The following is a 10,000-nucleotide window of genomic DNA, read 5'->3' as shown; positions in this document are numbered from 1 at the left end:
TGCGTCCTGCGACAAAATACCGTTGAGCATAGAATCTAACGCCGTGGCGGTATCAATAGCAGGATAAACACCAAACATATCAAACTGACTTTGATCCGGGGTCGCCACTTCCAGTTCGTTGCACAAGCGTTCAAAGTTAATCTTCACTTTTTTGACAAAAAGCCACTCCCACACCAGATTCAGTATGTCACGGCACAATTTTGCATCACCAAAACCTGTCACTTCGCTGAACAACTGATAGTTTGGTAGCATACGTTCTAACAAAGTTGCAGCTATAGCCGCTTGCTGATAGAAGCCAAGTTCCCGCATCTTCTGAAAATTATTCGCTTTTTGTTTCATTTTTATCCATCCTGCTCTGGCTTCTATGGCTGCGCATCATACACAAGCACAGCCTGGCAGAAAACTCTGTTCTCTGGCTACTGTGACTAACTGTCCCATTTCATGTAATGCGAAAAACCGTTCAGTAACATTTGTACGGCAATAATCACCAGAATCATCCCCATCAGTCTCTCCATTGCTGTGAGACCACGCTCTCCTAACACCCGATGAAATAATGGAGCAAACAACAAAATAGCTGAACTTATCAGCCAGGCACCGAGTAAAGCTAAAGTCCAATCCCACATTTGCCCTGGTTGTTGGTTTGCCAATAAAATCAGCGCTGCGAGAATAGAAGGCCCAGCGATCATTGGCACTGCCAAAGGAAATAAAAAAGGTTCTTCGCCCTCTTTTAAACCCACTACGCCACCGGGCTGGGGGAAAATCATCCTGATCGCTATCAAAAATAAAATGATACCGCCAGCTATGCTAACGGCTTCCGATTTTACCGCGAGTAAATCCAGGAAGCTCTGGCCAGCGTATAAAAACACCAGTAGAACAATTAAAGATAAAATAAGCTCCCGGATCAGTACTTTATTGCGTCGCTCTTCCTTAATATTTTTCAGAATAGCGACCACTACAGGCAAATTGCCTACCGGATCCATAATTAAAAATAAGGTGAGCATAGCGCTCCACAGATCCACTGACATCTTTTTCGCCTTTTCTGCTTATTTTATAAGCCAGTGTACTATCGGCTTCAGCTTAATGCGAATATGATCAGAACCTTAGACTGATTTTTTCCGCGTACCCAGAGGTGACATTATGCTGATGACGATGACAACACCCGCTTTGTTATTTCCGGCTATCTCTTTACTCTTATTGGCTTATACCAATAGATTTTTGGTTTTAGCCCAACTGATCCGTCAGTTGAATACTCGCGAAGGTGGTGAGGTGCGGGATCTGGCAAAACGCCAGATAGAAAACTTAAGGCAGCGGATGTTTTTAATCCGCTCAATGCAACGCTGGGGCGTCATCAGTTTTGTGCTTTGTACCTTATCTATGTTTTTCTTGTTTTTACAATGGGATATAGCAGGCCAAGTGGCGTTTGGCGCCAGTCTCGCCAGCTTAATCCTGAGTTTACTGGTCTCTTTGTACGAAATTCAGATCTCGTGTAATGCGATAAAAATAGAGCTGGAAAGTATGGAACAAGAGCGGACCTAGCCCGCCCGCAACTCCTTGAGTTGCTGTTCCAGTGCGCTGCAATTGGCTTTAGGGTCCTGCTGTTGAATAGATAAAATAATTTCTCCGACCGGCAATCCAAATTTATACAAAGTGGATTGATTGATGAGTTGTTTAGGCGTCACCAGATACAGCCAGTCCTCCACTTTTACTTCAATGACATCGCCATCATCCGGGATTTGCAGCACATACTCCCAGTACAACGTATTACCAGCCTGTTGACCAGTTGCCTGACCCGTCACGTCCGCCGCTGAACCTGTCACCTGGCCGGTTTTATCTACGGCTAACTGCCAAATTCGTTGCTCTACCCGGCCATCGCTAAAGTGAAATAATTCAAACAAAGTGCCTTGCTCGCCTTGCCATTGGCCACACAACTGGGCTTCAAAGCGCACACTTTGCTTGCCTTGCCAGTTTTTCACTACACCATAGGCTTGAAGCGAACCATTGAAATAGTCTGGTAAATGAAAAACCGGAGTTTGCTGCTGATACTCCTGAACCTGATGGCTACAACCCCACAGCAGCAAAGGCGCAAACAAAGTGATAAGACGCATTAGTAAACTCCATAAAGAACTCTATAAAGTTATACGACCATCCCTTCAATCTGGCTCAGTCCTGCACCAATGCAAAACAACAATAAAAAGTTGCACCAGCTCCTTCTACTGAATCAAAGCCAATAGTGCCATTCATTCCGTGCACCAATTCTTTGGAAATAGCCAGCCCCAGACCTGTGCCTCCTGTTTGCCTGGTGTCCGATGCATCTGCTTGTGAAAAACGCTGGAAAAGGCGATCCCGGAATTTGTCTGGTATACCAGGTCCCTGGTCAGTTACCGCTATACGAACCCATTTATCCTGCAGACTTAACTCCACCATGACCATGGCTGCGGCAGGTGAAAATTTGATTGCATTACTTAAAAAGTTAGATAGCACCTGAATAAAACGTTTGGCATCCACCTGAATGCTGGCATCAGTAAGTTTTGCCTGGATCCCAAGCTGGATATGCCTTTCTTGCGCCATGACTTTATTTGCATCCAGAGCTTGCTGGATCAAGGGAAGTACCAGTTCAGTTTTTAAATCAAATTGCATTTTACCCGCAGCAATTTTTTCAATATCCAATAAATCATTGATCAACAGGGTCAGTCGCTGGCAGTTTTTATAGGCGATGCTAATCAGACTGCTGACTTTTTCTGTCATGTCTCCCATTGCCCCACCGTGCAATAAACCTAAAGCGCCTGTTATTGAAGTTAACGGAGTGCGAAGCTCGTGGCTGACGGTCGAGACAAATTCATTTTTTAACCTCTCAATTCGTTTTCTATCGCTGATGTCACGCACAGTACAAATGTAAATTAATCGTCCTTGCCTACGGATCACCGATAACGCCATCTCCATAGAAAAAGTGCTACCGTCAGCTCTTAAGCCATCCAGCTCCCTATTGGTTCCCAATAAAGGTTTTACGCCTGGCACGGGTAAATAAGCTTGCTGCGATTCTTGCAGCTGCCGATGCACAGGTGGTAATAGTTGAGTGGCATAACGCCCGAGAAAATCTTCTGATTTACAACGAAACAACACCTGGGCAGCGGGATTCATACTGGCAATACGACCATTTTCATCGATTGTAATAATGCCATCGACTACATTATTCAGAATAGTTTGAGTGTGCTGAGCGTATTCTTTGCTTACCTGTTCCGCATCCTTGCGCTGAGCAACAGATAAAGTCTGAGCCATCACGGCCGCAATAGCACTGACAAAAGCTTCTTCGTCAGAATGCCATTGCCTTTTAGGACCTATGTGCTCAAGACACAATATGCCCACTACTTTGCCTGCGATCATGATGCCAGCATCCAACATAGAACTAATGCCCAAAGGCTTCAGATAAGACTCCGCAAATTCTCTGGTGGCAGGGTCATTCACGGCGTCATTTGCACAAATCCAACCACGTAACGCCACGGCAGCAAAGTAATCCGGGTAGTCCGTCCGTCGCAATATCAACTGTCTTTGTGGCGAGGAACTTTCAGTTTGATGCAACGCAAGGCAAAACATCTCATCGCCTTGCTCTGATAACATCCAGACACTTACCCTGTTACAAAGCACAGCCTGAGCGGTAGAACGTACCAAACTTTTTGCAAAGGCCAGACTGTCACCGCTGGCCACAGCCTCGTCCATCACAAGTTGAGCTAAAGTACTGCGCTGACGTTCAGTTCTGTTCTGGCTGTCTTTCTCTTCCGTCTCAGATTTTTTCCTGCTGCTGATATCCAGGCAAATCAGAACAAAGCCAGTGAGTTGTCCCTGTTCACTGAATACCGCATCACATTCCAGGCTCAGCCAATAGCTTTGACCTGAAGCAGCATAATAAAGTAGCTCCTCGGAGTACCCACAGCCCTGGCTGACAGACTGCCGGATCCGCTCTAATCTGACAGGATCCGACTCTTGATGAGCGATGACATGAAGTAAAGTTTTTCCGGTTAAATCCGCGGCTTTACGCCCGGACAGCCGTTCAAAGGCTGGATTAACCCATTCAATTACACCCTGGGGATCTGTGACCACGACCCCATTGCTGGTCCTGCTAACGACCAGCGATAAACGTTCCAGGGATGCAGTTCCCTGTTCAACTTTGTATTCTAATTGCCTAAATGCGTCATTGAGTCTGCTCGCCATCAAGTCAAAAGAACTCAATAGCCCGTTTAACTCATAAACAGGAGTCTGATACAGATGAACATCAGTTCTGTCGCCACTGGCCAGAAGGTCGGCCCTTTTATGTAAAGCTTCAATAGGTTGCACCAGCTTGCGGCTTAAGACAAAAATCAAAACAGCGCCTACAATCACTGCCAACATGATTAACCACAAAGCCTGTAAAAAGTTCTCATCGACAAAACTCATTAAATGCTGCACCGGCAAAACCACAGCTATATAGAGTTTCAATCCCTGTGGATCGCTGAATTCGGTTTGGTTCAGCAAATACTGTTGGCCGTCAAACTCAAACTCTTGTTGTACGGCAGGACTTTTTCTGCCAATTAGGGCAATAGCAGCGCTTTGTAGCAAGGGATTTTCGCTTTGACTGGCCAGTTGCTGTTCAGTTAATGCTCCCGGCTCAGCCACCAGGGCTGCTTTTGCTGAGCTTGCAATCAGATGGCCTTGAGGATCTGTAATAAAAATCAGGCCCTGACCTTCAACGGATTGCGCCTGTAAATACAACTCTAAATGCCGCAAACTGATATCGGCTGCCACTACAGCCTGCAAACGGCCAGCGGCATCCAGCACCGGAGCAGCCAAGCCGACGCCAAGGCCTTCATAAGACTGATACTTGTATATGGGGTACCAACTCGCTTTCCCTTGTTGCACCGCATACTGAAACCAGCTGCGGGTTCTGACGTCATAAGGAACCCCCTGCTCCAACGCCGCACCGGGTAAGCCCAAATCCTGCAAGGTGTAGCGAACACGCACTAACTCTTGTTGATGCATGGAACTGATCAACGTCAGTTGACCATCGCCTACGTCCCGGTTGATCCCCAGATAACGACCATTTGCAAAACCAGCTGAAACATAAGTCAGGTAAGGGGCACTGCGGATCTGCACCGTCATAAAGCGAGACAAATCCTGCTCAGACTGCAAATCCAATATACCGCTGTTGATGGACTGCACTATCGAATCCAGCACGGTTTTCGGCGCCGTCAGCAAGTACTGCAAATGAGAGTTCACCCTCAGGCTTATTTGAGCTGCCAGTCTCTGCCCATAATGCTGGGCGGCCTGCTGTCCATTGACATACGAAATCAAGCTGATCAAGCCTGCAGTCAGAATAAATAGCAACATTACAGGTACTGTAAAAAACAGCCGCAGGGACATTCCCTTGTTGGCGGGGCGCTGTAAACCCATAAAAACAAATAGCTCCGTCTCAGAGGGACAAGATAGTTCCAGTATAGCGGCGATACAGACTAATACTGCACCTTAAATCAGTTAGTTATTATTGAATTAAGCCCAACTCCAAAGCCAATAATACAGCGCGGGTTCTGTCTCGCACTCCCATTTTAGCTAAAATACTGGAGATCTGATTTTTAATGGTGCCTTCGGATTTATACAAAGCACTGGCAATTTCTTTATTGGCATAACCCGACGCCATCAGCTGTAAGATTTCCAGCTCTTTATCTGATAACTCCTCAATCTGAGCAGGACGAGGAAAGTTACTGACAGGATTTAAGCCTGACAAGAGTCGTTCTGTGATACTGCTCTGAAAACAGGTGCCGCCTTGCTGCACCGTCTGAATAGCCGACACTAAGCTGTCCAGCGATACGTCTTTGAGTAAATAACCTTTGGCACCCAGCTGAATGCTTTTCAGAACCAGATCATGCTCTTCAAAGGTGGTCAGAATAAGCACAGGGGTTTTCAGTTGCTGCTGTTTTAACAACTCTAATGTTGCTATGCCATCGACTTTGGGCATAGATAAATCTAATAAAATAACGTCCGGCTGATGCAACTGAACCAATTCCACCACAGTGGAACCATCCTGGGCTTCAGCGACCACTTCGACTTGTCCAGAGAGCTGCAATAAACTTTTAATGCCCTGACGGATCAACATTTGATCGTCAACCAGTAAAACCCGTAATGTCATACTGCAAATCCTGAGGGTAAGCTGACCTGTAAATGAAAGTGATTGTCTTTGATCTGCCACATCAAAGTCCCGGCACAAGAGGCAACCCGCTCTTTCATCCCGGTTAAGCCGTTGCCAGGCTTCCAGTCCGGAGCTACTTTGCCATTGTCATCTATAGCCAGCTGCAAATAACCAGCTACAGCTGTCACAGACAAATAAAACTCACTAGCCTGACTATGCCTTAAGGTATTGGTGAGAGCTTCCTGCACAATCAACAACAAGTGCTGTGCGACTTTGACATCGGCCAGTTCGACGCCTTGCGGACAATCCCAATGCACTCGTACACCCGGAACTGCAGTAAGCAGCTTCTCCAGCGCCTGATAAATAGAAAACTGCTGATGCTCGCGCAGGGCACTGACCGCTTCGCGCACATCGGACAGCAGCAATTTGGCGATCTGATGGCATTGGTCCACTTTAACCTTGGCCTCGCCTTGCGTTAAATGCCCTGCCACTTGCAAATTAATAGTTAAAGCCGTGAGGTGATGCCCTAACACATCGTGCAGGTCGCGGGCTATACGGGTACGCTCCTGCTGCTGCGATGCCACCATCAACAAGTCCTGAGTGGCCAGCAATTGCTGGTGGGCGTGCTGCAATTCTTGCTTGGCTTTTTGCTCAGAGCGCGCCTGATTCGTCATCATAATGGCAAAAAAGTGAAAGCTGCTGAACAAAAGTCCTGTAATCCACAAGGAGCGTTGCTCTAAGACCGAATCTACGCCATACCACAGCGCCATCAAAGCGACAGTGATGATCACCGAAGTTCGCATAGGCAGCAGATAAGGCAGAACCGACACCCAGATAATGCTCAGGATAGCCAGATAATCCAGAGGTAGCAGCCAGTTTAAAGCCAAAGCCGACAACAGCTGCAGAACAAAGCAGCCCAGCTCAAAAGGCGGCATAGTGCCATGACGTTCGTCACTGCGTGTCGTCAGGTAAAAACACAGGCCATTGATTAAAAACAGCGGGACAACCCAGGGCCAAAGCGGCCAGAGTTCAGCATTAGATTGAAGCAACCATAAGCTCAGCACAAAAACTAAAAACCAGGTCAGTAACCCGGCCAACACATCCCATGCTATTACATTGTTCCGTTTCATCACTGATGACTACCTTTGTCGACTCGCCATGCAGTATGCCTGATTTCACTGACGGCTCAATAGGCCAAAAGTCACAGTTAAAAATCCTGACTAATGGCACCTGCGCCGTGGCAGTGGAAGTTTTAGTCTGAGTGCATCTGCTGAAGGAGAAAAATCATGTTGATGTTACATAGCCTGTTATTAAAACTACATATTGCCTTAGGTGTCATTGCACTCTTCTTGTTCTGGATACCTATGTTAAGCCGCAAAGGCAGTACAGTTCACCGCAACTCTGGCCGTTATTATGGTCATATCATGAAAGCCGTAGCCTTAAGTGGCCTGGCGATGACAGCTATGGTTTGGTTTGATCCCATAGCAATTAAAGGCGCGAGCTTCATGGTGGATGGCAAAATCTCTCAAGGTAAATTAGATTTTTTAATGCTGATTAACCTGTTTTTATTCCTGCTTAGCCTGCTGACCTGGGTCACTATACGTCATGCCACAGGTAGTCTGTTATGCAAACAAAACCGCGATCCACTGAAACACTGGACTTATCAGCTTCCCGTCTGGTTACTAACCCTGGTTGCTCCCTATGCGGCCTGGCAAGGTGTTGTCTTTAACATGCCACTGGTTATAGTATTTTCGGCTATTTCCGTCGTCAGTTGTGTTGGCATTCTGAACTACCTGCATACAAAAACAGTCACAGCCAATCGCTGGTTGATCGAACACGCCGCCGCTATGCTTGGTTCTGGCATAGCCGCCTATACCGCATTCTTCGCCTTTGGCGGCAGGACTTTATTTGCCGACTTATTACCAGGTTATTGGATGATGTTGCCCTGGTTGCTGCCAAGCCTTATCGGCGTACCTACTTCAATCTGGTTTAAACGTCGTTTATCACAAGGTGCCTGAGCCTAAAAAACAGGGGGATTTCTCCGGAAATTTCCCTTTTAATTGAGCCACTTAAAAATACTTCAGAAATATTCCTGCTTTTTTGTCAAATCAGGCAAACTATTTTCAGACCTGATACGACTTATCATCAATACAACTTCACAATAGATCAAAAGTGTTTAAACGCAGCGACGAGAGCTTAATAGAAAAAGCCATAGGCGGCGATGCCAAAGCCTGGCAGCAATTGGTGTCGAGATATCAGGCGCCCCTGTATTATTTTGGCCTGCGTTTATTGGGTTCGCCCGACGACGCCCGTGATTTACTGCAGGATGTATTCATAGTGCTGTGCCGCAATCTGGCGCAGTACAGAGGTGACAGCTCCTTTAAAAGCTGGTTGTTTGGCATAGCCAACTACAGAGCTATGGATATGCTCAGAAAAAGAAAGAACACCACGGAATTCACTGAAGAGCATGATTTTTACGATGATGAAGCACCAAGTTTTGAACAACAACTGTATGGCCAGCACACACAAAAGCTGGTGCAACACCAGCTACGGTCCTTGCCTCCCGAGCAACGATTAGTAGTAGAGTTGCGGTTTTACCAGCAGTTTACTTTTGATGAAATTGCCGATCAGCTGGCGCTGTCAAGCAATACCATCAAATCGAGATTTTACGCGGCCTTAGATAAACTGCGTACGCAGTTGGAGTTAGCAGATGTCGAACAGTCAGCAAATTTTTGAAGCCTGGCTGGCCGGAAAAATCACGGCCAGCGAATGCGAAGAGCAACTGGAGCCGAACTCAGAATGGCATGATCGCTTCCAGACAGCACAGTTGTTACAGCGTCAAGCCAAAGCGCCCTTTTTTGCACCAGTGCCTGAAGTGGATACTATGTCGATTTTTGCCCAGCAATGGCAGCGCCCGGCGAAAAGCAGCAACTGGTGGCCTAAGTTAAGTGTCGCCTTTTCAGTCCTGGCTTTAGTCGTCAGCTTGTCGCCGCTGGAACTGCAAATGCAGGACAGTGGCCTGACATTAAGCTGGCGTGGCGGACAACAGATGCAGCAGCAACAATTGGAAACCTTGCTGGCCAGCTATCGCAAAGAGCAACAGGATTACATTCAGACTCAATTACAGAGCACCCAGCAACAGCAGGCGTCGCAGTTAATTTTGCTGAAAGATTATTTAACCGAACAACAAACCAAAGAAAGACGCACCGATATGCTGGAACTGGTGGAATACCTCAATCAGCAACGTCAGTCTGACTGGCACTACTGGCAGGAAAATTACCAGCCAAGCCAGGCCAGACTGGATCTTGGCTCGTCACAGAACACTCAGAACAGATAACGTAGTGGAGTAACAAAATGATGAAGATATTCAGCAAAGTATCTTTGCTGGCAAGCCTGATGATCGCTAGTCATGGTTTTGCTGCAACAGAAGTGAATGCCAAACTTGGCCAAAACCTGAAAATTATGCAGGACATACTTCAAAGCTCCCTGGGTGGCGAAGAACATTCCAGCATAGGCCGTATTCAGCACAGCTATTTGTTGGGGCAAGGTGTGGCCTTTCGCGTGGACAGTAACAGCGGCTGGTTACGCCATTTTGTGATTCCACCTGTGCCGCCAGTGCCTCCTGTGCCGACCATGACACAGACAGCAACTGGCACTACTGTTGTGGTTTCTACCAATGTCGCCAATCCTGTCAGCACTTCAAACAGTTTTAGCTTTAGTTTCGACGAAGAAGCCATGGAAGAAATGGCGGAAGCGGCAGAAGCTCTGGCCGAACAACAACAGGATCAAAGTGAAAAGCTACGAGATCTGCGGGAAGAACGTCGTGACATAGAAAGGGATTTACGG

At 46.9% G+C, this 10,000-nt stretch carries 11 protein-coding genes; 5 read left to right on the top strand and 6 right to left on the bottom strand.

The genetic code is table 11. The annotated features are described in order from the left end of the window. Both LDL40_RS09965 and LDL40_RS09960 read right to left on the bottom strand, forming a co-directional pair. A partial coding sequence (locus LDL40_RS09965; RefSeq protein WP_300995185.1) for a DUF416 family protein occupies window positions 1–339 on the bottom strand: 339 nt, incomplete at its 3' end. Between the two features lie 86 nt (window positions 340–425). Beyond that, on the bottom strand, window positions 426–1,025 hold the full coding sequence (locus LDL40_RS09960) for a YhgN family NAAT transporter (protein WP_300995183.1): 600 nt from the start codon (window positions 1,023–1,025) through the stop codon (window positions 426–428). A 112-nt stretch (window positions 1,026–1,137) separates the two neighbouring features. Here LDL40_RS09960 and LDL40_RS09955 point away from each other — a divergent pair, with 112 nt between their 5' ends. Continuing rightward, the gene (locus tag LDL40_RS09955; RefSeq protein WP_300995182.1) at window positions 1,138–1,536 is read left to right on the top strand and encodes a DUF2721 domain-containing protein; all 399 of its coding nucleotides are present in this window, start codon (window positions 1,138–1,140) and stop codon (window positions 1,534–1,536) included. On the opposite strand, the gene LDL40_RS09950 is transcribed toward LDL40_RS09955, so the two are convergent. The 4 genes from LDL40_RS09950 to LDL40_RS09935 form a co-directional block, all read right to left on the bottom strand. After that, entirely contained in the window at window positions 1,533–2,105 is a 573-nt protein-coding gene (locus LDL40_RS09950; protein ID WP_300995181.1) for a DUF3833 domain-containing protein, read from the bottom strand. The two genes, LDL40_RS09955 and LDL40_RS09950, sit on opposite strands and share 4 nt — an antisense overlap. A 55-nt stretch (window positions 2,106–2,160) precedes the next feature. Continuing rightward, the gene (locus LDL40_RS09945) at window positions 2,161–5,358 is read right to left on the bottom strand and encodes a PAS domain S-box protein (protein WP_300995180.1); all 3,198 of its coding nucleotides are present in this window, start codon (window positions 5,356–5,358) and stop codon (window positions 2,161–2,163) included. A 151-nt stretch (window positions 5,359–5,509) separates the two neighbouring features. After that, a complete protein-coding gene (locus LDL40_RS09940; RefSeq protein WP_300995179.1) occupies window positions 5,510–6,154 on the bottom strand; it encodes a response regulator transcription factor in 645 nt (214 codons plus the stop codon). Next, entirely contained in the window at window positions 6,151–7,284 is a 1,134-nt protein-coding gene (locus LDL40_RS09935) for a sensor histidine kinase (protein ID WP_300995177.1), read from the bottom strand. Before LDL40_RS09935 ends, LDL40_RS09940 begins: the two co-directional genes overlap by 4 nt. A gap of 156 nt (window positions 7,285–7,440) precedes the next feature. Here LDL40_RS09935 and LDL40_RS09930 point away from each other — a divergent pair, with 156 nt between their 5' ends. The 4 genes from LDL40_RS09930 to LDL40_RS09915 all read left to right on the top strand — a co-directional run. After that, window positions 7,441–8,172, top strand: coding sequence for a hypothetical protein (locus LDL40_RS09930; protein WP_300995176.1), 732 nt, complete (start codon window positions 7,441–7,443; stop codon window positions 8,170–8,172). Window positions 8,173–8,326: 154 nt separating this feature from the next. Next, entirely contained in the window at window positions 8,327–8,890 is a 564-nt protein-coding gene (locus LDL40_RS09925) for a sigma-70 family RNA polymerase sigma factor (protein ID WP_300995175.1), read from the top strand. Further along, window positions 8,865–9,491, top strand: a complete 627-nt coding sequence (locus LDL40_RS09920) for a hypothetical protein (RefSeq protein ID WP_300995174.1) — start codon at window positions 8,865–8,867, stop codon at window positions 9,489–9,491. Before LDL40_RS09925 ends, LDL40_RS09920 begins: the two co-directional genes overlap by 26 nt. 17 nt (window positions 9,492–9,508) lie before the next feature. Continuing rightward, on the top strand, window positions 9,509–10,000 hold a 492-nt coding region (locus LDL40_RS09915), incomplete at its 3' end, for a hypothetical protein (protein WP_300995172.1).

Source organism: Rheinheimera sp., from assembly GCF_020217005.1.
Lineage (GTDB): Bacteria > Pseudomonadota > Gammaproteobacteria > Enterobacterales > Alteromonadaceae > Pararheinheimera.
Note: the sequence above shows the minus strand (reverse complement) of the source record. Positions and strands in the feature narration are given on the sequence as shown.